We start from the raw sequence: 24,568 nt of genomic DNA, 5'->3' as shown, positions 1-24,568 counted from the left end.
GCGGCCAGGAAGTCCAGGGGATGGTTCAACAGGGCCCAGGCGTGGCCGACGAGGGGCAGTGCTGAGGGCGCGGTGCCGGTCGGGAACGTTGGGGGCATGGTGACTTGGCCTCCGGCAGAGGGTTCGGCAGAGGGTAAACGCCACCTCTGTCAAAGCCGTCCGTACCTCTGCGGTGATATCCATGTCCTGGAGTATCGCGATGGCGCGCTTCCGGCATTCGTCGGCCATCGCCTCTTTGGCCTCCTTGGCACCGGTTTCCTGGATGACGGTGCGCAGTTCGGCGGCTCCGTTCTCGTCGATCTGCAGGTCTCCGTGGTAGCGCTCGAAGACCTGGAGCTGGACCGGGGCTGCTGTGAGGCAGGGCGACAATGCATTCCAATTCGGTCACCATTATCTCCCATGGATGCGCATAAAAAATGCCTCGTTCAATGTGCATTGAACGCGCGCTTTCACGTCTCGGTTCCGCGGTTGCCAACCTTTTACTGGTCTTTACGCCGCGCTTGACGATCCGGTCGCGTTCGGCATATCGGGTGTACAGGGACTCGAACCCGCAAACTGTTGTGCCCGTGACGGCGAGATATTTGACTGGACACAAGGAACAGACAGAAATGACACAGTGGACGTACGGGGGAATTTCATGTGCGGCGAACTCGTCACACGATCATGATTCGGGCTTGCTGGGGCGTCGCCTTGGCGGATGAGACTGTATGCCAGAGATGCGAATCGGTAGGGATAGTGGCTGCCGCTCCGTCCGCTGATTCAAGACCGTGCAAAGAGGTGTTATGGATCTCGCAACGCACCAACTGTGCACAGGTCGCAGTTCTATGGTCCGAGCGTGACAGCCAACGCCGAACCCCCCAGAACGTCCGGCCGCATGCCGGCCGCACGCACAAGCAGCGCAACTCACCCGCGGCGCAAGGTTCTTCGAGCCGCACTGGCCGGGACAGCCGCAGTCGGCGCAGGGATGACGCTCGGCGCCTCCGCCGCCGCGGCCAGCCCCCTGAGCACAACGGACGCCACGCGGCCCACCACCGCTCAAGGCGCCCTGCGTGAACTGGCCGCCGGCAACGAACGCTGGCGCACCTTGCACGAGGAGCACCCCGACGAGACGTACACCGTCCGGCAGGAACTGATTGCCGGGCAGCATCCCTTCGCCATCATCCTCGGGTGCATCGACTCCCGGGTGTCGCCGGAACTGGTCTTCGACCAGGGACTCGGCGACCTGCTCACCGTGCGCTCAGCGGGCGAGGTCCTGGACGAGGCGGTCCTCGGCAGCATCGCCTACGGTGTCCTCGAACTTGGCATCCCCCTGGTCATGGTGCTCGGTCACCAGTCATGCGGCGCAGTCTCCGCGGCCGTCCAGGCGGACATCAGCGGCGCGCAGCTCCCGGACCACATTGAGTACCTGGCGGAGCAGATACGCCCCGCGATAGACCACTCGGTCGAGGGCGACGCACGTATCGACGCGACCATCACCGCCAACGTCCGCCTCGTCCGCTCCCGGCTCGCGGCCGAACCCGACCTCGCCGCCAGGGTTTCAGCGGGGCAACTGGCCATCGTGGGCGCCAGGTACGAACTCACCACCCAGCGCGTCCACCGCATCAGCTGACCCTGCCGTCCACGACCTGACCCACGAATGTCGCGAGTGAGCCCGCTCGCAACCAGGGCGGGCCGGCCGATCGCTGCCGTCCTCCGCAGGGCCGGCCCCAGGCACTCCTCGCCTGGGGCCGGCCGGTCCGTACCCAAGTCCGGATCTTCCTGCGGCAGGCATGCCTCACCTCGTAAGGAGGGAAGGGCAGCGTCTGCCTCGCGGCTTGAGGCGTTGCCGGGCTCCTTGCCGGAAAACGGGTGGCGTTCCGTGGGAGTCGGAGGTTAGTTTTCTGTTCGTACCCTTGGTGGCCGGTCGGCCGCCCGTGTCGGCCGAGTGAGTTTGGGAGGTGTGACCGATGGCTGTCGTTGAGATGGGCGCTGCCCGCATCCGGAAGTTCATCAAGTCCACCTCCGTGGCCTCCGGCTGACCTCTCCAACTTCTTCCGCGCCTGTGAGCGCGGTGCCGGGGCCACCCTTGTGAAGGGTCACCCCTTGTCTTTCTCTTCTCTCCCGGATTTGTCCTCGTTTCCCTCGCATCCCCTCGTGCCGTACGGCTGGGATGCGGACTGGGAGGCCGAGTTCGCTCCGTATGCCGAGCAGGGTCTGCTGCCCGGCCGTGTCGTGCGGGTCGACCGTGGCCTGTGTGACGTCGTCACCCCGGTCGGCACCGTGCGTGCCGACACCGAGTTCGTCGTCCCTCGTGACCCGATGAAGGTCGTGTGCACCGGGGACTGGGTCGCCGTCGACCCCGTTGGCAGCGATCCGCGATATGTGCGGACGCTGCTGCCGCGCCGTACCGCCTTCGTGCGCTCGACGTCGTCGAAGCGTTCCGAGGGTCAGGTGCTGGCCACCAACATCGATTACGTCGTCATCTGCGTGTCGCTCGCGGTCGAACTGGAGCTTGGGCGGATAGAGCGGTTCCTGGCGTTGGCCATGTCCAGTTCGAGCGGTGAGGCACTGCTGCATACGTCGGCATCCCCCTGGGAGAGCGGCGCGCAGCCGGTGGTCGTCCTTACCAAGGCCGACCTCGTGCCGGACCCGGCGACGGTCGGACACCTGGTGGAGGACGCCGAGACGACGGCTCCGGGGGTGCCGGTGCTGCCCGTGAGCGCAAGCACCGGGCAGGGTCTGGACGTACTGGAGGCCGTCCTCTCCGGCGGTACGACCGTGCTCCTCGGACAGTCCGGCGCGGGCAAGTCGACCCTCGCCAACGCCCTGCTCGGCGAGAACGTCATGGAGGTACAGGCCACGCGCGACGTCGACGGCAAGGGCCGGCACACCACGACGACCCGCAACCTGCTCGTCCTCCCCGGCGGCGGCGTCCTCATCGACACACCCGGCCTGCGCGGCGTGGGCCTCTGGGACGCCGAGACCGGCGTCGGCCAGGTCTTCTCCGAGATCGAACAACTCGCCACCCACTGCCGCTTCCACGACTGCGCCCACACAGCCGAACCCGGCTGCGCCGTCCTCGCCGCCGTCGACTCCGGCACCCTCCCCGAACGCCGCCTCGACAGCTACCGCAAACTCCTCCGCGAAAACCAGCGCATCGTCGCCAAAACCGACGCCAGACTCCGAGCAGAAATCCGCAAGGACTGGAAACGAAAGGGCGCGGAGGGCCGCGCGGCGATGGAGGCGAAGAGGGGGCGCTGGTAGGCCTTGCTGCCGGTCGGGTGCTTGAGGGCGGGCGGTGCAGTCCCGATCCCCCCGGGACCCGTGGGGGCGGCGCTCGTCAGCCCCGGGCCGGGGAGATCTTGCCGCTGGTCCGGCGGTTGAGAGCGAGGCGCTGCCGTCCCGATCGCCCCACCCGCGGGGGCGGTGCTGCTCAGTTCCGGCCGGGGGAGATGTTTCAGCGGTCCGGTGTTTGAGGGCGAGGTGGTGCCGTCCCGATCCCCCGCCCACCCGTGGGGGCGGGACTCTTCAGCTCCGGGTAGGGCCTTTCAGCCCGTCCGGCGTTTGAGGACGAGCGCGTTCAGCGCGACGGCGGGGGTCTGGGGGCGGCAGCCCCCAGGAGCAAGGGACGGGCAGGGGCGGAGGGGGCGAAAAAGCCCCTCCACCCCAACCCCGCCTCAGTCCTCCAACCCCCAACTATGAATCCGCCGAGGATGCACGCGGATCAGTTCCTCGCTGAAGTGGGGGCCCAAGTCGTGCGGACCGGTGAGGAGTTCGGCCTCGCCTCGGATGTCGATGCCTCTGACCTTCCACGGGTGGAGGCTGACGACGTCGTCGACGACGAGGGCGACCTTCGGGTTCTTCTGGAGGTTGCGCCACTTCTTGGTGGAGCCCATCGAGTAGCCGCCGACCAGGATCGTCCCGTCGTCCTGGGGGAAGTAGCCGACGGGGTTCGCCTGTGGCTGCCCGTGGGCGTCGACGGTGGCCAACCGCCCCAGCCGCTGCGACTTGAGGTACACACGCTCGGCCTCGCTGAATTCGGTCATGGCAGCAGCCAAACACGCTTGTGCGCGGCGGCGCATCGGGTCCTGGGCGTAGGACCACGGTTGTAGTACGGGTGTACGGCCGTGCGCCCAATGGCGTGCAATGGGGCGAGAGTGCGTTGGTGGGACCGACCGCTCGGGAATCCTTGGGCGCATGACCCCCGCGATCAAGGTCCGGCATGTCCTCGCGGTCCTGGTGACGACCCTCGCCCTCGCCCCACCGTCCGCGAGAGCCGACGCGGGGCCCGCCCTCGGCCCGTTCGCCCTCGCCCCCACACCGACATGGACCGGAACGTGGGAAGGCGCCGCCTCCGGCACCGTCCCCGCGCTGCCAGGCGCCACCGTCCGCAACGTCGTGCACACCAGCGTCGGCGGCAGCGCGGCCCGTATCCGGATCTCCAACCGGCTCGGCACCCAGCCGCTCCAACTCGGCGCCGTCACCGTCGCCTTGCAGGAACCGGGCGCGCCAAGAAGCCCGAAGGCCGTCGCCGGTTCGATGCGCACCGCCACCTTCGGGGGCGCCGGGAAGGTGACGATCCCGGCGGGCAAGGACCTGGTGACCGACCCCGTCCACCTCCCGATCCCCGCCGACGCCAACCTCCTGGTCTCCGTGCACACCCCCGCCGACTCGGGCCCGGCGACCTATCACCGCTCCGCCATCCAGGCCAACTTCGTCGCACCCGAGGGCAATCGGGCCGCCGAGGAGACCGGCACCGCGTACACGGTCGACATCGGCAACTGGTACTACGTGACCGGCGTCGACGTACTCGGCACCTCCGCCGCCGGCAGCGTGGTCGCGCTCGGCGACTCCATCACCGACGGCACCGGATCCGGGTTCAGCGCCAACAACCGATGGCCCGACCGGCTCGCCGACCGTCTGAAGGCCCTCCCGCCGAACCGCCGGCTCGGTGTCCTCAACGCGGGGATCTCCGGAAACCGCCTCCTGCTCGAAGGCAACGGACCCAGCGCGCTGGCCCGCTTCGACGCCGACGTCCTCTCCCGTACCGGCGTCCGCGTGGTGATCGTGATGGAGGGCATCAACGACATCAAGGGAACCCCGGCGCAGAAGGACCCCGCCGTCATCGAGGACGCCTACCGCCGCCTGGTGAGCCGTGCGCACGCCCGCGGAATCCGTGTCATCGGGGCGACTCTCACGCCGTACGGCGGCCACAGCGCCCACACGCCGGCCCGCGAGGCCGTACGCCAGAAGGTCAACACCGTGATCCGCACCCGCGGTCTCTTCGACGCGGTCGTCGACTTCGACGCCGTGGTCCGCGACCCGGCCCTCCCGAGCCGCATCCTCCCCGCGTACGACCCAGGCGACCACCTGCACTTCAACGACACGGGCATGAAGGCGATGGCCGACTCGATCGACCTGGCCAAGCTGACGACCTCGGCCCCCTGACCGAAAGGGGGACCGAAGCGGCTCAGCCCCACACCACGGCCCCCAGCCACGCCCCCATGATCAGCAGGCACGCGAACAGCTCCGTCAGCACACTCCACCCACCCGCTCGCATTCCCGTCCGCACCGACGCCATCGCCTGTCCGTGCCCGCCCAGCCGCAGCCGTTCGCAGAGGTAGAGCCCGCAGAGGAAGCCGGGTATCGCGCCCGCCACCGGCACCAGAAAGAAGCCGAGGAACGCCCCGGCCCCGGCGTATACCGCCATTCGAGGGGTTGCCCCGCTCTCCCGCAGTCGTCGAGGCGGCAGCATCCACCGGACCGCCTGGGACAGCAGCAGGACCCCGGTCGCGCTCACGAGCACGACCCAGGCGAGCGCCCGGGTGTCGTCCAGTGCCCACCACAGGACCGCGGCCCATACGAGCCACGACCCCGGTACGCCGGGCACCAGTACTCCGGCCAGGCCGAGCAGTATCACCACGCCGACCAGCAGGAGTTCCCACGCTCCCATCTGCCCAGCGTGCCTGAGCCGACGGGAAACCGCAGGTCAGTCCCGTGCCACCCAGCTCTTCTCGTACGCGTGCCAGCCGAGCTGGAGCCGGGTCGTCACGCCCGTCAGCTCCATCAGCCGCTTCACCCGGCGCTGCACGGTCCGCAGCCCCAGATCGAGCTGCTTGGCGACGCTCGCGTCGGTCAGTCCGGCGAGGAGCAGGGAAAGGATCTCCAGATCGGTGCCGTCGGGTCCGTCCGCCTCCTGCTCCGCGACGCCCGCACCGCCGAGCCGCAGCGGCAGAGCGTCACGCCACACCGACTCGAACAGCCCGGAGAGCAGTTCGAGCAGCCCGCTCTCGTGGACGACCAGCGCGGCGGGCTCCGAGGTGCGCGAGGTGAGCGGCACCAACGCGAGCGCCCGGTCGGCGATCACCAGCTTGGTCGGCACCTGGTCCACGACCCGTACCTGCTCGTCCCGGCCGAGCGCCGCGGACAGCTCGGCGATCCCGTCCGGAAGATCGAGGACCGCCCGCTCGACGACCACGCGGTAGCGGACCCCCCGGCCCGCGGCCTGCTCCTCCGCCTCGTTCTCCACGCCGGAGACGACGACCGGGTTCCCGGTGACCAGCGCGCACACCTCCTCGGCCGCGCCGAGCTGGAGCTGCAGGAACCGCTGCGAAACCGCCGCGGCCCCGATCACCACCTCGACCAGGTCGTGCACGGCGGGCTCCGTGGCCTGCCCGCGGTACTCCTCGGCGAGCAGCGCGGCCGCCAGCTCCGCCTTCTCCAGCTCGTGCCGCTGCTGGGTGAGCAGCGCGCCAAGGGCCACCCCGGGCGGGGCGGCGACCCAGCGCCCCGGCCGCGCCGACGACTGTGCCGCGAGTCCGTGCCGCTCAAGGCGGCGCAGGGCACGCTCCGTGTCGTACTCGCCGAGCGTGAGCCGCCGGGCGAGATCGGGCACGTCGGCGGCGCCCACGGACACCAGCGCCCGGTAAGCCGTCTCGTGCGTCTCGTCCAGACCTATCGCTGCGAGCATGCGGCGATGTCCCTCCCCCGGAATCGTTTCAGCAGGTCGGTGGTGCCAATGGCGGAAAGCAGCCACGGCGCAAACCCGCCTCCGCACATCATCGCCACACCCCCCGCCTCTCTGACAAGCTCACGCCACCGCAGTGACAAACACCGCCCGTAGTGCCCTGCTTAGGAACACTATGGGTGAGTGGAGTGTGGCCGTGAATCACAGCGGAGCTTCAGGAAAGCAAGTCACACTCGGCCTAACAGACCGACAGCACAACAATTCGGTCACCAGACTGTGACCCGTGCCTACGGCGTGCGCGTGCGCCGGGCCCCGGTCACTCCGGCGCCGCCGGGCGGTTCTCCCGTGGGGGGTGGGACCGCCCGGCGGTATGTTTCCGGGCTCGTGGGCGCCGGTTTCCCTCGTATCGCCGTTCGACGGTTCATCCGACACGCCGTTCGAGGACCAGTCCCTTGGCCGGTTTTTCCGGATGCCCCGTTTTCATCCGGCTCCCGCGGTGGACAATTAGGGGCATGAGCCAGCAGGGGGAGAAGCCCACCGGTCATGAGGACGACTGGTGGGGGCAGTTGTACGACGACTCCACCGAGGACACGGGGCCCGCGGCCGTGGCCGATTCCCTCGACGACCGGTTCGCGTCGGCCGCGGGGACGGTGGGCCTGGAGCCCGGGCCCGCTCCACGACCGGGGCGGACGCCCGACTCCGATGTCCCGCCCCAGCCGGCGCGGCCCCCCGCCGTGCCCGAGCAGCGCCCCGGCCGCTGGGAGCGCGGCGACGCCCCCCAGCCGAGCCCCGGCCTCAGACGGAGCCCCGACCCGGGCCCCTGGCAGGCACTGCCTGACGCTCCGCCTGTCGCTCCACCCCCGGGTCCGCCTGCCGCTCCGCCCACCCGGCCGGCCGTCGACCCGTCCGTTCCCGCCATCTTCCCGCCGGGGCCGACCCCGCCGGGATTCCGCCCGCAGGAGCCCCCGAGCCGCACGTCCACGGAGTCGGCGGACACAGCCGTACCCACGTCGAACGCTCCCGTCTCGAACGCCCCCGAGCCCGAGGACGCCCCGCCGCCCTCCGCCCTCCGGGATGCCCTTCAGGACGGCCTCCGGGACCCCCTCCAGGACCACGAGTCCACCCTCTCCGTCCTCCAGCAGCCCCCCGCCGTCGACTACGTCGGCTCGGGCCCGCCCACCTACGACGCCGAGCCCACCACCCTCCCGCTCGCCGACCCCGACGAACTCGACGACCTGGTCGCCGACACGGTGCTGGACGGCGCGCGCTACGGCACCAGCACGCTGCGGGCGGCCTCCGTGCGCGGGGACTCCGCGCGCTACCGGGGCGAGCCGCGCCGGGACTCGCTGCTCACCGCCCGGTTCGGGACGGGGGAGCAGGCGCTGGTGCTCGTCGCGATGGCGACCGGGGCCCGGGCCACGCCCGGCGCGCACCTGGCCGCGGCCGAGGCCTGCCAGTGGATCGGGCGGGCAGTGGGGCGCAGTCACGCACGGCTCTCCGAGGACATCAGGGCGGCCCGGCGCGGTGACCTGAAGTCGGGGCTGCACCGGCTCACCGACCGCAGCCTCGGCAAACTGCGGGCGAGCGCCGCCGAGCAGGGCATCGAACCCGAGGAGTACACCGCGAGCCTGCGGTGCCTGCTGCTGCCCGCCGACCCCGAGTGCCGTACGCGCGTCTTCTTCGGCGTCGGGGTAGGCGGCCTGTTCCGGCTGCGGGACGGCGAGTGGCAGGACATCGAGCCGCGGGTCGCCGAGGCCACCGGCGAGGCCGTCGTCGGCTTCGGATCGCTGCCCCACGAGACCCCGGAGGGCGACCGGCTCACCATGGACCTGGGGATCACGACACCCCCGAGCCCGTACGAGGCGATCGCCGAGCCGCCGCGTGCCCCGTTCCGCTTCCGTGCCTCCGTCGCCCGCCCGGGTGACACGCTCCTGCTGTGCACCGGCGGCCTCGCGGAGCCCCTGCGCGGCGAACCCGAGCTCGCGGAGCATCTGACGGCGCGATGGTCGGCGCCGGAACCGCCCGGTCTTGCCGCGTTCCTCGCGGACACCCAAGTGCGGGTCAAGGGGTACGCCGACGATCGAACAGCCGCGGCCGTTTGGGAGGCGTAACGCTTGGCCTTGTGAATTCATGGAACCCAGAGGGATCTCCGGATACCGAAGGGCACGTGAAGTCATGGCCAAGCAGAACGTCGCCGAACAGTTCATCGACATCCTCGTCCGCGCGGGAGTGAAGCGTCTGTACGGGGTGGTCGGCGACAGCCTCAACCCGGTCGTGGACGCGATCCGGCGCAACTCCGCCATCGACTGGATCCATGTCCGGCACGAGGAGACCGCCGCCTTCGCCGCGGGCGCCGAGGCCCAGGTCACCGGCAAACTCGCCGCCTGCGCGGGCTCCTGCGGCCCCGGAAACCTGCACCTGATCAACGGCCTGTACGACGCCCACCGCTCGATGGCCCCGGTGCTCGCCCTCGCCTCGCACATCCCCTCCAGCGAGATCGGCCTCGGCTACTTCCAGGAGACGCACCCCGAGCGGCTGTTCAACGAGTGCAGTCACTACAACGAGATGATCTCCAACCCGAAGCAGATGCCGAGGCTGCTCCAGACCGCCATCCAGCACGCGGTGGGCCAGTCCGGCGTCAGCGTCGTCTCGCTCCCCGGCGACATCGCGTCCGAGCCCGCCCCCGACAAGACCCTGGAGACCGCCCTCGTCACCTCCCGGCCCAGCGTCCGCCCGGGTGACGCCGAGATCGACAAGCTCGTCGCGATGATCGACGAGGCGGACAAGGTCACCCTCTTCTGCGGCAGCGGCACCGCCGGCGCGCATGCCGAGGTCATGGAGTTCGCGGAGAAGATCAAGTCCCCGGTCGGGCACGCGCTGCGGGGCAAGGAGTGGATCCAGTACGACAACCCGTACGACGTCGGCATGAGCGGTCTGCTCGGCTACGGCGCCGCTTATGAGGCGACCCACGAGTGCGATCTCCTCATCCTGCTCGGCACCGACTTCCCGTACAACGCCTTCCTCCCCGACGACGTCAAGATCGCCCAGGTCGACGTCCGCCCCGAGCGCCTGGGCCGCCGCTCCAAGCTGGAACTGGCCGTGTGGGGCGATGTGAAGGAGACGCTGCGCTGTCTGACCCCGCGGGTGAAGCCCAAACAGAACCGGCGTTTCCTCGACAAGATGCTGAAGAAGCACGCCGACGCGCTCGAAGGAGTCATCAAGGCGTACACGAGGAAGGTGGAGAAGCACGTTCCGATCCACCCCGAGTACGTCGCCTCCCTGGTCGACGAACTCGCCGCCGAGGACGCGGTGTTCACCGTCGACACGGGGATGTGCAACGTGTGGGCGGCCCGCTACATCACGCCCAACGGCCGCCGCCGTGTGATCGGTTCGTTCTCGCACGGCTCGATGGCGAACGCGCTGCCGATGGCCATCGGCGCCCAGTTCACTGACCGGAAGCGGCAGGTCGTGTCGATGTCGGGGGACGGCGGGTTCTCCATGCTGATGGGTGACTTCCTCACCCTCGTCCAGTACGACCTGCCGGTGAAGATCGTCCTCTTCAACAACTCCTCTCTCGGCATGGTCGAGTTGGAGATGCTGGTCGCCGGGATGCCCTCGTACGGGACCACGAACAAGAACCCCGACTTCGCCGCCGTGGCCCGGGCGTGCGGTGCCTACGGCGTGCGCGTCGAGAAGCCCAAGGAACTCGCCGGCGCTCTCAAGGACGCCTTCAGGCACAAGGGCCCCGCCCTCGTCGACGTCGTCACCGACCCCAACGCCCTGTCCATTCCGCCGAAGATCAGCGCGGAGATGGTGACCGGCTTTGCGCTGTCGGCGTCGAAGGTCGTGCTGGACGGGGGCGTGGGGCGGATGGTGCAGATGGCGCGCTCCAACCTTCGGAACATGCCGCGTCCCTAGGGGAGTTGGCTCTCCCGTATCGGCCGGCCTTTTTCGCCCCCTCCGCCCCTACCCGTCCCGTACCTGGGGGCTGCCGCCCCCAGACCCCCGCTTCGGCCTGCGGCCTCGTCCTCAAACGCCGGACGGGCTGAAACGCCCCAACGGTCCCGTCGTCAAGCGCGGGACGGGCTGAAACGCCCCAACGGTCCCGTCCTCAAATGCCGGACGGGCTGAAACGCCCCAACGGTCCCGTCCTCAAATGCCGGACGGGCTGAAACGCCCCAACGGTCCCGTCGTCAAGAGCCGGACGGGCTGAAACGACCCGACGGTCCCGTCCCGAGTCGCCGGACGGAATGTATACGGCCGGATCGGCAGCGTCGCATGGGTAGTTGGGCCCATTGCCCCTGGTCGGCGTGTCCCGATGGAGGTCGGTCGGTAGGCGTGTGGGGCCACTTGGCCGAGCGCCGGCTCGAACGGCAGGCGCAACCGCCTCCACCAGAGTCTCCTTCCACCAGGGCCGTCCCCCCATGCACCGCCGCACGAACGGTTGTTGACCATTCGACATGACTGTCGCGTTGCTGACGGGGCATGGATCCCGTGAACGTGTTCGAGCGGGAGGGAAACCGACATCGGCGCGCAGGCGGGGGTCATGAAGAGGCAGGCACGAGGAGGTGGTCCGATGGCCATCGGGGCCTCCTCCGGGAAAGCGGTGGAGGAAACGGCCGACAGCGCGATGGACCAGCCGGGCGGAGCGCAGCTCAGGCGCAGGCTGGGCAGGGCGGACCTGCGGGCGGTGCCCGAAGTCCGCAAGGCGCTGCGCGAACTGTTACGGCACTGGGGGAGGCCGGGAAGGTCCGAAGTCGCCGAGCTGCTGACCAGCGAGCTCGTCACCAACGCACTCATCCACACCGACCACGACGCGGTCCTGACCGCCACCGTCGGTCCGCGTGGACTCCGGGTGGAAGTAAGGGACTTCGTAGGACGCAGACCCACGCTGCGGGTACCGAACGCCGACGACGGTACGCACGGCAGGGGCCTCATCCTCGTCCAGTCCCTCGCGGACGCGTGGGGGGTGCGGACGCACGGCGTGGGCAAGGCGGTGTGGTTCGAACTGGACGGCGGCGCGGTGTAGAGCTACCGCGCCGCCGTTCCGGTGTTCGCGGCCTTGGCCGAACGGCCGCGTTCTCTCCCGGCCCGGTCTCAGTCCTGATGCGGGCCTGATTCCGGGCTGGGTGTCAGTCCTAGCCGAACTGCTGCTCGAGATCCTTGAGCTTGCGCTCCAGGGAGTCGAGCCGCGGCAGGGCCATCGTGTCGTCCTCCGCGGTGAGATCGACGGTGAACGGCTCGGCGCTGCTCTTGCGGACGGGCTGAAGCGAGGGCCGCGAGCGGACGGGCAGCTGCTCCGGAGCCGATATGGCAGGCTCCGCGGAGGCCTGGGCGGAGGTCCGCTCCAGAGTCGCGGTCTCGAGCTCCCGTCCGCCGCCGCCGCCACCGCCACCACCTGGGCCGCGGCCGGGCAGGCCCTTGTGACCACGGCTGAGCGCCTTGAGGTGCGCTCGCTCGACGCGCTCCTCATTGCGGCGGCGCAGCCGGGTCTGCTCCTTCTGGCGCTTGTCCTCACGCACCTCGTCCACGGCTTCGTCAAGGGTGCGCACGTTCTCCAGGAGCATCAACGACCAGGCGCTGTACGTCTCGCGGGGCGCGCGCAGCCAGCGGACGATCCGGATCTGGGGCAGTGGACGCGGGACCAGGCCCTGCTCACGGAGCGCGGCACGGCGGGTCTGCTTCAGCGCGCGGTCGAACAGCACCGCGGCCGACAGGGACATGCCGGCGAAGAACTGCGGGGCGCCCTCGTGGGCGATGCCCCGGGGCGCGTGCATCCAGTTGAACCAGGCGGCGGCACCGGCGAACGTCCATACGAGTATCCGCGAGCCGAGTGCCGCGTCACCGTGGCTGGCCTCGCGCACCGCGAGCACGGAGCAGAACATGGCCGCGCCGTCCAGACCGAACGGGACCAGGTACTCCCAGCCGCCGGAGAGGCCGAGGTTCTCCTCGCCGAAGCCGACCAGTCCCTTGAAGGAGAGCGCGGCCGCGACCGCGGCGCAGATGAAGAGCAGCAGGTAGGAGGCGGTGCCGTACAGGGCTTCCTTGCGCCTGCGGCGCTCCTCGCTGCGCTCCCACGAGTCTTCCGTGCTCGCCGCCGCTTTCTCCCCGGACCGCTTGCCGCGCGCGAGCACCGCCACCGCCGCCAGCAGGCCCAGGAGCAGAACGGCGCCCGGAAGCAGCCAGTTCAGCGATATGTCGGTCAGTCTCATCTGGGGTCCCTTGCATTGGGATAGGGCGTAACGCCCGTCATAGTGGCCCAATCCCATCGGCCCTCAGGGGTTTTCGGGGCAAGAGGCCGCCAACGGAGTGCAAGGGGATGCGCAGGGCGACATTCTGCTCGAACTGCCGCGCGAGGGACGGGAGTTGAGTGCGATTAACACTACCCGTACGGGTGGTTCAACGGAAAGTGCCTGCGGCGTGTGAGGAAATTGTGAAACGCCCGTAATCCGCGGGGCGCTCCCATGGGGAGTCCCGCGAGAGTTGATCTTAAGGCATGCGAGGCGGTGGCTTGTTCTCGACGGAGCCTCAACTGGCCTCGGCGTCCATCAACTTGGCGACACGGGCGGGGTCGCAGGTGCGCGGACAGGTGGCGCAGGTGTCCTCGGGGCGCAGTGTGTAGAAGAGGCAGCAGCTCACCCGGTCGCGGGTGGGCAGCGGCTCCCCGTTCGGGCCGGTCAGTTCACGGAACGCGGCGGAACCGGCGTAGGGCCGGGTGGCCCCCGGCAGCAGCAGCTCCAGCTCGCTCATCGCGCGCTGCTCCTCGCCGAGGAGGCCGGCGACGTACCAGAGGCCCTCGACGATCTCGTCGGTCGCCATCCCCCACAGGGCACGGCCGCGCCGCCGCATGCGCGGTCCGAAGCCGCCGAGCACCGGCTCCAGGTGTTCGGCCACCGCGGCCCGCACCTCGGCCCGCAAGGCCTCTTCGTCCGGTACGACGCGGGCGCCGGGCAGGTGCGCCGCGGGGTCGTCGGGCAGGCAGGCGAACTCACGGGTCCGCACCGCCATGCGGCCGAGGGTGCGCTGGAATGTGACGTGCTCCACAGGGAAGCGGGGGACGCGGCGCTCCAGGAACCACGGCAGGGTGATCAGCAGGCAGGCCGGCCAGGCGTACCGGTGGAACCCGAAGCCGGCCACCACGTCGGGGCGCGCCCGCTGTCCGTAGTCCTGGATCACCTGCGCCTCGTCCCAGGCCAGGAACGCGTCGAGGTCGGCGCCGCCCTCCGCGAGCCCGGCGACCGCGACCCAGCCCGCTCCCCGGGGAGCCGCTTCTCCGGGCCCGAGTTCCGTGACACTCAGGTCGGGGAAGGCCTCGGACAGCCGGGCGTATGTGTCCGCGACGACCGAGCGGGCCGGATGTGCGCCGGCCAGGGCCGAGGCGCCTGCGGTCGGGGCGGGAGCGCGCATGCGGAGACCATCATTTCGCGATCGTCGACAGGTTAGCCTTACCTTACCCGCGACGGTCGAGGTTTGAACTGACGGCGACTGGGCCTATCGTGCTTGACGGACGAGTAACAACCACCGCATTGCCCCCAAGTGCCGACAAGCCCGGAGGAGGTTCCCGTGGAGCAGGCAGGCCCGCGCAGCGCGTACGGCTCCACCGGAGTGGGAATCCCGGACCTGCGTACCGGAGCCGTGCGGGTGCCCGCGCAGCCGGGGGCCGCGGACGTGGACCGGGAGCGGGGTGTCGCCACCCCCGCCCCTTCCGGGGCGCCCGTCACCCCAGAACCCGCCGAAGCCCCCGCGGCCGGTACCGAGGTCCGTGGCGAGCACACGCACAGCGAGGCGCCCATCCCGCGCCCCCGCGCCGAGAGTGCGCGCCCGGTCGTGCCACGTGCCGAGAGTGCGCGTCCCGTCGTACAGCGTGCCTCCGTACGCGGGCAGATCCTCGACGCCCTGCGCACCGCGCTCGTCGCGGGCGAACTCGCGCCCGGGGAGGTCTACTCGGCGCCCGTGCTCGGTGAGCGCTTCGGGGTGTCCGCGACACCCGTGCGTGAGGCGATGCAGCAGCTCGTGCTCGAAGGTGCCGTCGAGGTCGTGCCCAACCGCGGGTTCCGTGTCGTCGAACGCGGCACCCGCGAGCTGGCCGAGCTCGCCGAGATCCGCGCCCTGATCGAGGTCCCGGTGATGCTGCGCTTGGCCCGCACGGTGCCTTCCGCGCGCTGGGCCGAGCTGCGCCCGCTCGCCGACGCGACGGTCCGCGCCGCGACCCTGGGCTGCCGCGCGACCTACGCCGAGTCCGACCGCGTCTTCCACCGCGCGGTCCTCGCCCTCGCCGGCAACAGCCAGCTCGTGCGGATCGCCGACGACCTGCACCGCCGCGCCCAGTGGCCCCTGGTCGGCGGCCCCGCCACCCGCGGCCGCGCCGACCTCGTCGCCGACGCCGCCGAACACACCGCCCTCCTGGAGGCGCTCGTCGCCCAGGACCTGCCGGCCGTGCAGTCGCTCGTACGGGAGCACTTCGCGGGCGCGTGACCTCCGCGCGCGTCGCCGGTACGTCCCCTTCGAAGCGCCCGTGTCACGGACGTGTGGGTTCCGCGCAACAAGTCCCGTACAGGGGCAACCCGGTGGCCGGCCGGTGGCGTGCTCCCCCGCACAGGCACGACCACTCCTACCCTCGGGGGCGACCGGCGATGTATCCCGATCCAGGCTGGCAGGCGCAGCAGCGGTTCGACCAGTCACGGCGATTCCAGCGGATGAACGACGACATGGACGTCCAGCGCCGCCGCCGAGCCCGCGGCGGCTCCGGCTCCGGTCTCGGCGGGCTGCTGAAGCTGGCCCTCCTCGTGGGCGTCGTCGTCCTCCTCGTCCAGAACCCCGAACTGCGGGACGAGGCCTGGACGTTCGTCACGAACCTGTGGGCCGACGTCCAGAACAGCTAGTGCCCCAACAGGCAACGTTCGCCCCGTCGCGACGCCCGGCACGCACTCTCGCCGCACCGGGGCACAAACCCAAGTACGTCCAGTACGAGGACTTGCGCCCGGCACGCCGAGAGCACGCACCGGACGCCGCTCCTTGACGGGCAAACGTTGCCCGCCGGGGCACTAGGCAGTCGCCGCCGGCGGGTCCAACTGCTGGGCAAGCCAGGTCGGTACGCCGCCCAGGAGCCGGAACAGCCGTGCCGCCTCGGCCCGTAGCCGGGACGCCTCCGGCTCGGTCTCGGCGTCCGCGAGCGAGGCGAGGGCGGGGACCGTACCGACGAGGAAGCCCAACTCCTCGCGGATACGCAGGGATTCGGCGAAGCCGTGCCGGGCCTCCGCCAACTCGCCCTCCTGCAGCGCGAGTCCGGCGAGGTGGCGCCAGGTGAAGGAGAGCAGCAGCGAGTCGCCCTGCGCGGTGGCGCCCGCGTGGGCGCGGCGGTAGGCGGCGCGGGCGGACTCCGGTGAGTGCGCGAGGTTCTGGGCGAGCAGCCCGCGCCGGAAGTCCAGGAGGGCCCGCGCCGGCGCCCCGGGTGTGATCAGCGCGGCGGCCCGGCTCAGCGCGGCCCGCGCCTCGTCCGCCCGGTCCCGTACGCCGAGCAGGGTGGCCGCGTACGCGAGCTGCCCGCGCTCACAGGCCGCCGCGCCCCGCTCGTCGTCGCTCCGGGCCACCGCCTCCGCCGTCCGCAGCGCGTCCTCCGCCTCGGCCAAGCCCTGCTCGGTGTACAGGCATCCCTCGACGAGAAGCGAGGCTCTCTGGAGCGCCGGTTGCGCGGTGCCCGGATCGAGCAGCGCCGCCGCGTCGGCCCAGCAGGCGCGCGAGCGCAGCCGCCATACCGCGGTCTGGAGTGGATCGTCACCTGCGGTCGTTCCGGAACCAGACATGGCGGAATGCGCCACGTTGCCCTCCCCGAGCACACCATTGAGCTGTTGAGTGGTGGCATCTCAGCACGGATCACGGGGCTCGGCCAAGGGGGTGGGTGAAGGATTTCACAAAGTCATGGCTGTCACTCGGCGCATCCGAGGAGCCAGAAATCAGCTCATTCGCAGTGCCAGGAAGAAGTCCAGCTTGTCCTCCAGGCGTGAAAGATCACGACTCGTCAACTGCTCGATACGCCCCACGCGATAGCGCAGCGTGTTGACGTGCAGGTGGAGACGGGTGGCGCAGCGCGTCCAGGAGCCGTCGCAGTCGAGGAACGCCTCCAAGGTGGGAATCAGCTCGGCGCGATGGCGACGGTCGTACTCCCGCAGTGGATCGAGCAGCCGGGCCGTGAACGCCCGGCGCACGTCGTCCGGCACGAAGGGCAGCAGCAGCACGTGCGAGGCCAGCTCCTGATGCCCGGCCGCGCACACCCGCCCGGGGCGCGCCGCGGCCACCCGGCGCGCGTGCCGGGCCTCCTCCAGCGCCCCGCGCAGCCCCTCCGCCGAGTGCACGGCGGCGCTGACGCCGAGCGTGAGCCGCCCGTCGTCATTCAGTCCGGCGGTCAGCGGGTCCCGTACGGCCTGGAGAAGCGTCTCGGCGAGCAGCCCGGTCTCCGAGCCGTCGTGCTCCGAGGACACCGCGGGGAGCGCGAGCAGGGCGATGGCCTCCTCGCCGGTGTGGGCGACGGCGATGCGGTCGGAGTGCTCGGCGCCCGTCGACAACGGATTGACGAGGATCTCCTCAAGGAGCGACTGGGCGACCGGGCCGCCCTCGATGTCGCCGCCGTCCCACTCGACGCGGGCCACGACCACCTGCCAGTGCGGGGCCGCCCCGAGCCCGGGCAGCAGCACCGGAGCGGCCACTCGCAGCCGCGCCGCGATCTCGGCGGGCGCGGCGCCCGTCTGCACCAGCTCAAGGACCTCCTGCGCGAGCCGCCGCCGTACCGTACGGGCCGCGTCACGCCGTTCCCGCTCGACCGAGATCAGCTGGGTGACGCCCTGGAGCAGGTCGAGCCGCTCCTCGGGCCAGTCCCCGGCGTCCGCCTCGACCGCGAGCAGCCAGTCGGAGAGCACCGTCTCGCGCACATCCCGGGAAGCGCCCGTGGAGCGGCCCGAGGAGGGGACCGGGAAGAGCGAGTACGTCGTCGTGCCGACCGTGACCCGGTGCGGCCCCCGGCGCCCGGTGCGCGCCGCCGCCAGATGCTCGGCGGCCAGCCTGGCGCAGACATCCGGCGGCAGCGCGGCCCCCGCGAGCTTCGAGCCCGCGATGGGCCGGCCGGTGGGGGAGAGCACCCAGGCCCGCAGATCCAGGTCGGAGCCGAGCAGGTCCAGGACGACATCGGGGCCGCCGCCCGCGGGTCCTGACGTCATCATCCGTCTGTGCCGGTCCACCACGGCCGCCAGGTCCCCGGCCCGCTCGCCCGAGACCTGCCGTACGACATGCTCGGTGATCGTCGCGAAGGCCACCGACTCGTTCACCCCGAACAGCGGCAGCCGGTGCCGTGCGCAGGCCCGGATCAGATCGTCCGGGACATCGCCCAGCTCCGCCTCACCCGCGGCGAGGGCCGCGACCCCGGCGCCCGCGAGGATCCGGGCGAAGGGCTCGGAGTCGGCCGCGTCGTGCCGCCAGGCGAGACCGGTGAGGACCAGCTCACCGCCCGAGAGATAGCGGCTGGGGTCCTTGAGGTCCGTGGTCATCACACCGCGTACGGTGCGGTCCAGCTCGTCCTCGCCGCCGAGCAGCCGCAGGCCCAGCGCGTCGGTGTCCAGCAGTGCGCGCAGCCGCATTCTCGTCGCCGCCGATCTTTGTCTCGAAATCTACGATGGATCTGAATGGCTCGGCGCCACTCCCCGCGCTGGGGACCGTGTGAGCGGGTCCGCCCGCCTGAGCCTGTGTCCTGGGCTTTCGAGAGCTGTGCTCACTGTTTCCAGGGAAAAACAGAGAGGTTACTGACGACCTCCGTTCATACGAATCTACAAGATGCGCACCCTGGCCAGCCAACTCCTTCATGGTTTCAGTGACTGACCCTCATGGAGGACAGCGCTGTGTACTGGCCCCACTCCGCGTAAACAACTCATGAACGAGCCGGGCCCGCCGCACCCGATCTGGCTTGATCAGAACCACCACGATACGAATGAAGAGAGCCACTCATGGACTTCCTTCGCCCCGCCAGCTGGGAGGAGGCGCTCGCCGCCAAGGCTGAGCACCCCACCGCTGTGCCGATTGCGGGTGGCACCGATGTGATGGTCGAGATCAACTTCGACCACCGCAGGCCCGAGTACCTCCTCGATCTGAACCGCATCGGCGAGCTGAGCGACTGGGAGGTCGGCGAGGAGAGCGTGCGCCTGGGCGCCTCCGTGCCCTACACCAAGATCATGGAGCAGCTTCGCGGCGAACTGCCCGGCCTGGCCCTCGCCTCTCACACGGTGGCCTCCCCGCAGATCCGCAACCGCGGCGGCGTCGGCGGCAACCTCGGCACAGCCTCCCCGGCCGGCGACGCCCACCCCGCCCTCCTCGCGGCGGGCGCCGAGGTCGAGGCCGAGTCCGTCCGGGGCACCCGCCTGATCCCCATCGACGCCTTCTACACGGGCGTGAAGCGCAACGCGCTCGCTCCCGACGAGCTCATCAGGGCCGTACACATCAAGAAGGCCGACGGCCCGCAGCAGTACTCCAAGGTCGGCACCCGCAACGCCATGGTCATCGCGGTCTGCGCCTTCGGCCTTGCGCTGCACCCGTCCTCGCGCACGGTCCGCACCGGCATCGGCTCCGCCGCGCCCACACCCGTCCGCGCCAAGACCGCCGAGGAGTTCCTGAACGCGGCGCTCGAAGAGGGCGGCTTCTGGGACAACGGCAGGATCATCACCCCCTCGGTCGCCAAGCAGTTCGCGGACCTCTGCTCCGCCGCCTGCAACCCGATCGACGACGTCCGCGGCACCGCGAGCTACCGCCGCCACGCGGTCGGCATCATGGCCCGCCGCACGCTCACCTGGACCTGGGAGTCGTACCGCGGCGCCGCCGCCCACACGGAGGGAGTCGCGTAATGCGCGTCAATTTCACGGTCAACGGCCGTCAGCAGGAAGCCGACGACGTGTGGGAGGGCGAGTCCCTGCTGTACGTGTTGCGCGAGCGGATGGGACTGCCGGGCTCCAAGAACGCCTGCGAGCAGGGCGAATGCGGCTCCTGCACGGTCCGCCTCGACGGCGTACCGGTGTGTTCCTGTCTCGTCGCCGCCGGACAGGTCGAGGGGCGCGAGGTCGTCACGGTGGAGGGGCTCGCGGAGTACGCGAAGCAGCGCGAGTGTGGAACGGGCGCCTGCGGTACGTCACTTCAGGACGCCCAGCAGTGGAACGCGCAGGGGTCCAATAGTGGGCTCCGCCCACGGGCCCAGGACTCCCACACCGGCGAAGGCGGCGAACTCGCTCCCATCCAGCAGGCGTTCATCGACGCCGGCGCCGTCCAGTGCGGCTTCTGCACCCCCGGTCTGCTGGTCGCGGCCGACGAGATGCTGGAGCACAACCCGACCCCGACCGACGCGGACATCCGCGAGGCGCTCTCGGGCAATCTGTGCCGCTGCACCGGCTACGAGAAGATCATGGACGCGGTCCGCCTCGCGGCCGCCCGGCAGTCCGAGGCGGTCTGACCATGGGAACGACAGGCACACCCACCAACATCACCCAGGGCTCCAAGACCAAGGGCGGCATCGGCGAATCGACGCTGCGCCCGGACGGCACGCTCAAGGTCACCGGCGAGTTCGCGTACTCCTCCGACATGTGGCACGAGGACATGCTCTGGGGCCAGATCCTGCGCTCCACCGTCGCCCACGCCGAGATCGTGTCGATCGACACGGTCGAGGCGCTGACGACGCCGGGCGTCTATGCCGTCCTGACGTACGACGACCTGCCGACCGCCGTGAAGAACTACGGCCTGGAGATCCAGGACACCCCGGTCCTCGCGCACGGCAAGGTCCGCCACCACGGCGAGCCGGTCGCGATCGTCGCCGCCGACCACCCGGAGACCGCGCGCCGCGCCGCAGCCAAGATCAAGGTCGAGTACCGCGAACTGCCGGTCATCACGGACGAGGCGTCCGCGACCGCGCCGGACGCGATCCTCATCCACGAGGGCCGCGACGACCACCACATCGGTCATGTGCCGCACCCGAACATCGTGCACCGGCAGCCGATCATCCGCGGAGACGTGACATCCGCTCGGGAACGCGCCGACTTCATCGTCGAGGGCGAGTACACCTTCGGCATGCAGGACCAGGCCTTCCTCGGCCCCGAGTCCGGCCTCGCCGTGCCGTCCGAGGACGGCGGCGTCGAGCTCTACATCGCCACCCAGTGGCTGCACTCCGACCTCAAGCAGATCGCCCCTGTGCTCGGCCTGCCCGAGGACAAGGTCCGGATGACGCTCTCCGGCGTCGGCGGCGCGTTCGGCGGCCGCGAGGACCTGTCGATGCAGATCCACGCCTGCCTGCTGGCCCTGCGCACCGGCAAACCGGTCAAGATCGTCTACAACCGCTTCGAGTCCTTCTTCGGGCACGTCCACCGCCACCCCGCCAAGCTCCACTACGAGCACGGGGCGACCAAGGACGGCAAACTCACGCACCTGAAGGCCCGGATCGTCCTGGACGGCGGCGCGTACGCCTCCGCGTCCCCGGCCGTCGTCGGCAACGCCGCCTCGCTGGGCGCGGGCCCGTACGTCATCGAGGACGTCGACATCGAGGCCATCGCGCTCTACACCAACAACCCGCCCTGCGGCGCCATGCGCGGCTTCGGCGCGGTCCAGGCGTGCTTCGCCTACGAGGCCCAGATGGACAAGCTCGCCGACAAGGTGGGCATGGACCGGGTCGCGTTCCGCCAGCTCAACGCGATGGAGCAGGGGACGGTCATGCCGACCGGGCAGCCGGTCGACTCCCCGGCGCCGGTCGCCGAACTCCTGCGCCGCGTCAAGGCGATGCCGATGCCGCCGGAGCAGCAGTGGCTCGCGGCCGGCGAGGCCGCCGACGTACGCCAGCTCCCTGGCGGCCTCTCCAACACCACGCACGGCGAAGCCGTCGTACGCGGCGTCGGCTACGCGGTCGGCATCAAGAACGTCGGCTTCTCCGAGGGCTTCGACGACTACTCGACCGCCCGCGTGCGGATGGAGGTCGTCGGCGGGGAGCCGGTCGCCACCGTGCACACGGCCATGGCGGAGGTCGGCCAGGGCGGCGTCACCGTCCACGCGCAGATCGCCCGCACCGAACTGGGCGTCACCCAGGTGACCATCGCCCCGGCCGACACCCAGGTGGGCAGCGCCGGTTCGACCTCCGCCTCGCGCCAGACGTACGTCACCGGTGGCGCCGTCAAGAACTCCTGCGAGCTCGTCCGTGAGAAGGTCCTGGAGCTCGGCCGCCGCAAGTTCGGTACGTACCACCCGGCTTGGGCCACCGCCGAACTCCTGCTGGAGGGCGGCAAGGTCGTCACCGACGGCGGCGAGGTCCTCGCCGACCTGATCGACGTACTGGAGGACCAGGCCGTCGAGGTCGAGGCCGAGTGGCGGCACCGCCCGACCGTGGCCTTCGACCTGCGCACCGGGCAGGGCTTCGGCCATGTCCAGTACACCTTCGCCGCGCACCGCGCCGTCGTCGAGGTCGACACCGAACTCGGCCTGGTCAAGGTCATCGAACTGGCCTGCGCCCAGGACGTCGGCAAGGCGCTCAACCCGCTGTCCGTCATCGGCCAGATCCAGGGCGGCACCGTCCAGGGCCTGGGCGTGGCGGTCATGGAGGAGATCATCGTCGACCCGGTCACCGCGAAGGTGCGCAACCCCTCCTTCACGGACTACCTGATCCCCACCATCCTCGACACCCCGACCATCCCGGTCGACGTGCTCGAACTCGCCGACGAGCACGCCCCGTACGGGCTCCGTGGCATCGGCGAGGCACCGACCCTCTCGTCCACCCCGGCCGTCCTCGCGGCGATCAGGAACGCGACGGGCCTGGAGCTCAACCGGACGCCGGTAAGGCCCGAACACCTCACCGGCACCGCATAGAACTCTCCGGGCGGCGCAGGGAACGTCACACTTCGCCGTGCCGCCCGGAGTAGTCAAGTACCGCACCGCTCGCGGGACTTGACGCACCATCACATGTCAAACGTGTCAACGAAACGTTCGTCTCGGGCCGTCCCCCGGGTCGTGCGGCCGAAGCACCTTCCCAAATCCCGCAGCCACCCAAGTGGTTGAGCGGCCGTCAGGGCGGCTCGCGCGGGTGTCCCTTTGAACCTTGGGAGCAGGCCCACATGACCCAGCAGTCACTGGAGCCGAAGACCGTCGCGGAGGACGCGGGCGCGGGTAGCCGCGTCCCGGCCGGACGGTCCTGGCTCGACCGGTACTTCCACATATCCCAGCGGGGAAGCTCCGTCGCGCGTGAGGTGCGCGGCGGCACCACCACCTTCATGGCGATGGCGTACATCCTGCTGCTCAACCCGCTGATCCTGTCCGGCAAGGACGTTGCCGGGAACACGCTCGGCCAGCAGGCACTGATCACCGCGACCGCCTTCGCGGCCGCCTTCAGCACGCTCCTGATGGGCTTCTTCGGCAAGGTGCCGCTCGCCCTGGCCGCCGGACTCTCCGTCTCCGGGGTGCTCTCCTCGCAGGTCGCCCCGCAGATGACCTGGCCGCAGGCCATGGGCATGTGCGTGATGTACGGCGTCGTCATCATGCTTCTGGTCGTCACCGGCCTCCGCGAGATGATCATGAACGCCATCCCGCTGGCCCTGAAGCACGCGATCACCATGGGCATCGGCCTGTTCGTCGCGCTGATCGGCCTGGTGAAGGCGGGCTTCGTCCACCAGGGCGAGGCGACTCCGGTCTCCCTCGGCCCGGCCGGTGAACTCGCCGGCTGGCCCGTGCTGCTCTTCGCTGCGACGCTGCTCCTGATCTTCATGCTGCAGGCCCGCGCCATCCCCGGCGCGATCCTGATCGGCATCGTCGCGGGCACGGTTGTGGCGGTTGTGCTGAATTCTGTGGGGGTCATCGACCCCAAGCAGTGGGCGAGCGGCGCCCCCGAACTGCACGGCAGCGCCGTCTCGATGCCGGACTTCTCGCTCTTCGGCGACGTCGAGTTCGGTGGCTGGGGCCAGGTCGGCGCGATGACGGTCGGCATGATCGTCTTCACGCTTGTGCTCGCCGGCTTCTTCGACGCGATGGCCACGATCATCGGCGTCGGCACCGAGGCCAAGCTGGCCGACGCGCAGGGCCGGATGCCGGGTCTGTCCAAGGCGCTGTTCATCGACGGCGCGGGCGGAGCGGTCGGCGGAGTTGCCGGCGCCTCGGGCCAGACGGTGTTCGTCGAGTCGGCGACGGGCGTCGGGGAGGGCGCCCGTACGGGCCTGTCCTCCGTGATCACCGGTCTGTTCTTCGCGGCCTGCCTGTTCTTCACACCGCTCACCGCGATCGTCCCCGGTGAGGTCGCGGCCGCCGCGCTCGTCGTCATCGGCGCCATGATGATGATGAACGCCCGGCACGTCGACTGGGCCGACCGCGCCACCGCGATCCCGGTCTTCCTGACCGTCGTGATCATGCCGTTCACGTACTCCATCACCGCGGGCGTCGCGGCCGGAGTCATCAGCTACGTCGCCATCAAGATCGCCCAGGGCAAGGCCCGGGAGATCGGGGCGTTCATGTGGGGCCTGACGGTGATCTTCGTCGTCTTCTTCGCCCTCAACCCGATCGAAAGCTGGATGGGCGTGCACTGACACGCCCTGCCGGATCAACCGCTGTTCCGGATCAACCGCAGTTAAGGAG

At 70.4% G+C, this 24,568-nt stretch carries 19 protein-coding genes; 12 read left to right on the top strand and 7 right to left on the bottom strand.

The genetic code is table 11. The features are described from left to right. Window positions 1-835: 835 nt before the first annotated feature. Together ACFVKT_RS25305 and rsgA are read left to right on the top strand one after the other, a co-directional pair. Window positions 836-1,609 (top strand): carbonic anhydrase, encoded by a 774-nt coding sequence (locus ACFVKT_RS25305; protein WP_385735192.1) that lies wholly within the window; start codon window positions 836-838, stop codon window positions 1,607-1,609. A 473-nt stretch (window positions 1,610-2,082) separates the two neighbouring features. Further along, window positions 2,083-3,243 (top strand): ribosome small subunit-dependent GTPase A, encoded by a 1,161-nt coding sequence (rsgA, locus tag ACFVKT_RS25300; RefSeq protein ID WP_385735190.1) that lies wholly within the window; start codon window positions 2,083-2,085, stop codon window positions 3,241-3,243. Window positions 3,244-3,656: 413 nt separating this feature from the next. Here the strand turns inward: rsgA and ACFVKT_RS25295 are convergent, their stop codons facing one another. Continuing rightward, the gene (locus ACFVKT_RS25295) at window positions 3,657-4,025 is read right to left on the bottom strand and encodes a PPOX class F420-dependent oxidoreductase (RefSeq protein ID WP_385735188.1); all 369 of its coding nucleotides are present in this window, start codon (window positions 4,023-4,025) and stop codon (window positions 3,657-3,659) included. A gap of 151 nt (window positions 4,026-4,176) precedes the next feature. On the opposite strand from ACFVKT_RS25295, the gene ACFVKT_RS25290 reads away from it, so the two are divergent. Beyond that, complete coding sequence (locus ACFVKT_RS25290; protein WP_385735186.1) at window positions 4,177-5,427, top strand: SGNH/GDSL hydrolase family protein; 1,251 nt, start codon at window positions 4,177-4,179, stop codon at window positions 5,425-5,427. A gap of 22 nt (window positions 5,428-5,449) precedes the next feature. Here ACFVKT_RS25290 and ACFVKT_RS25285 read toward each other — a convergent pair whose 3' ends face one another. After that, the gene (locus tag ACFVKT_RS25285) at window positions 5,450-5,932 is read right to left on the bottom strand and encodes a DUF456 domain-containing protein (RefSeq protein ID WP_385735184.1); all 483 of its coding nucleotides are present in this window, start codon (window positions 5,930-5,932) and stop codon (window positions 5,450-5,452) included. A gap of 36 nt (window positions 5,933-5,968) precedes the next feature. Further along, window positions 5,969-6,949 (bottom strand): helix-turn-helix domain-containing protein, encoded by a 981-nt coding sequence (locus tag ACFVKT_RS25280; protein ID WP_385735183.1) that lies wholly within the window; start codon window positions 6,947-6,949, stop codon window positions 5,969-5,971. A 509-nt stretch (window positions 6,950-7,458) separates the two neighbouring features. Here ACFVKT_RS25280 and ACFVKT_RS25275 point away from each other — a divergent pair. The 3 genes from ACFVKT_RS25275 (at window position 7,459) to ACFVKT_RS25265 (ending at window position 11,975) form a co-directional block, all read left to right on the top strand. Then, a complete protein-coding gene (locus tag ACFVKT_RS25275) occupies window positions 7,459-9,057 on the top strand; it encodes a PP2C family serine/threonine-protein phosphatase (protein WP_385735182.1) in 1,599 nt (532 codons plus the stop codon). A 64-nt stretch (window positions 9,058-9,121) separates the two neighbouring features. Next, window positions 9,122-10,864 (top strand): pyruvate dehydrogenase, encoded by a 1,743-nt coding sequence (locus ACFVKT_RS25270; RefSeq protein ID WP_385735180.1) that lies wholly within the window; start codon window positions 9,122-9,124, stop codon window positions 10,862-10,864. A 658-nt stretch (window positions 10,865-11,522) separates the two neighbouring features. Continuing rightward, window positions 11,523-11,975, top strand: coding sequence for an ATP-binding protein (locus tag ACFVKT_RS25265; RefSeq protein WP_385735178.1), 453 nt, complete (start codon window positions 11,523-11,525; stop codon window positions 11,973-11,975). 109 nt (window positions 11,976-12,084) lie between these two features. Here ACFVKT_RS25265 and ACFVKT_RS25260 read toward each other — a convergent pair whose 3' ends face one another. Together ACFVKT_RS25260 and ACFVKT_RS25255 are read right to left on the bottom strand one after the other, a co-directional pair. Continuing rightward, entirely contained in the window at window positions 12,085-13,158 is a 1,074-nt protein-coding gene (locus ACFVKT_RS25260; RefSeq protein WP_385735176.1) for a DUF2637 domain-containing protein, read from the bottom strand. A 316-nt stretch (window positions 13,159-13,474) separates the two neighbouring features. After that, window positions 13,475-14,353, bottom strand: a complete 879-nt coding sequence (locus ACFVKT_RS25255; RefSeq protein ID WP_385735174.1) for a (2Fe-2S)-binding protein — start codon at window positions 14,351-14,353, stop codon at window positions 13,475-13,477. Window positions 14,354-14,509: 156 nt separating this feature from the next. Here ACFVKT_RS25255 and ACFVKT_RS25250 point away from each other — a divergent pair, with 156 nt between their 5' ends. Continuing rightward, a complete protein-coding gene (locus ACFVKT_RS25250; RefSeq protein ID WP_385735172.1) occupies window positions 14,510-15,421 on the top strand; it encodes a GntR family transcriptional regulator in 912 nt (303 codons plus the stop codon). Window positions 15,422-15,579: 158 nt separating this feature from the next. Further along, entirely contained in the window at window positions 15,580-15,828 is a 249-nt protein-coding gene (locus ACFVKT_RS25245) for a hypothetical protein (RefSeq protein ID WP_385735170.1), read from the top strand. A 162-nt stretch (window positions 15,829-15,990) separates the two neighbouring features. On the opposite strand, the gene ACFVKT_RS25240 is transcribed toward ACFVKT_RS25245, so the two are convergent. Further along, on the bottom strand, window positions 15,991-16,764 hold the full coding sequence (locus ACFVKT_RS25240) for a hypothetical protein (protein WP_385735169.1): 774 nt from the start codon (window positions 16,762-16,764) through the stop codon (window positions 15,991-15,993). Between the two features lie 135 nt (window positions 16,765-16,899). Next, window positions 16,900-18,573 (bottom strand): PucR family transcriptional regulator, encoded by a 1,674-nt coding sequence (locus ACFVKT_RS25235; protein WP_385735167.1) that lies wholly within the window; start codon window positions 18,571-18,573, stop codon window positions 16,900-16,902. A gap of 363 nt (window positions 18,574-18,936) precedes the next feature. Here ACFVKT_RS25235 and ACFVKT_RS25230 point away from each other — a divergent pair, with 363 nt between their 5' ends. The 4 genes from ACFVKT_RS25230 (at window position 18,937) to ACFVKT_RS25215 (ending at window position 24,519) form a co-directional block, all read left to right on the top strand. Beyond that, window positions 18,937-19,827 (top strand): FAD binding domain-containing protein, encoded by an 891-nt coding sequence (locus tag ACFVKT_RS25230; RefSeq protein ID WP_385735165.1) that lies wholly within the window; start codon window positions 18,937-18,939, stop codon window positions 19,825-19,827. After that, complete coding sequence (locus ACFVKT_RS25225) at window positions 19,827-20,426, top strand: (2Fe-2S)-binding protein (RefSeq protein ID WP_385735163.1); 600 nt, start codon at window positions 19,827-19,829, stop codon at window positions 20,424-20,426. The genes ACFVKT_RS25230 and ACFVKT_RS25225 overlap by 1 nt, the downstream gene beginning before the upstream one ends. 2 nt (window positions 20,427-20,428) lie before the next feature. Next, the gene (locus ACFVKT_RS25220) at window positions 20,429-22,816 is read left to right on the top strand and encodes a xanthine dehydrogenase family protein molybdopterin-binding subunit (protein WP_385735161.1); all 2,388 of its coding nucleotides are present in this window, start codon (window positions 20,429-20,431) and stop codon (window positions 22,814-22,816) included. A 245-nt stretch (window positions 22,817-23,061) separates the two neighbouring features. Further along, entirely contained in the window at window positions 23,062-24,519 is a 1,458-nt protein-coding gene (locus tag ACFVKT_RS25215; protein ID WP_385735160.1) for an NCS2 family permease, read from the top strand. Window positions 24,520-24,568: the final 49 nt, after the last annotated feature.

It is taken from the genome of Streptomyces sp. NPDC127595 (assembly GCF_042671685.1).
Taxonomy (GTDB): domain Bacteria; phylum Actinomycetota; class Actinomycetes; order Streptomycetales; family Streptomycetaceae; genus Streptomyces.
Note: the sequence above shows the minus strand (reverse complement) of the source record. Positions and strands in the feature narration are given on the sequence as shown.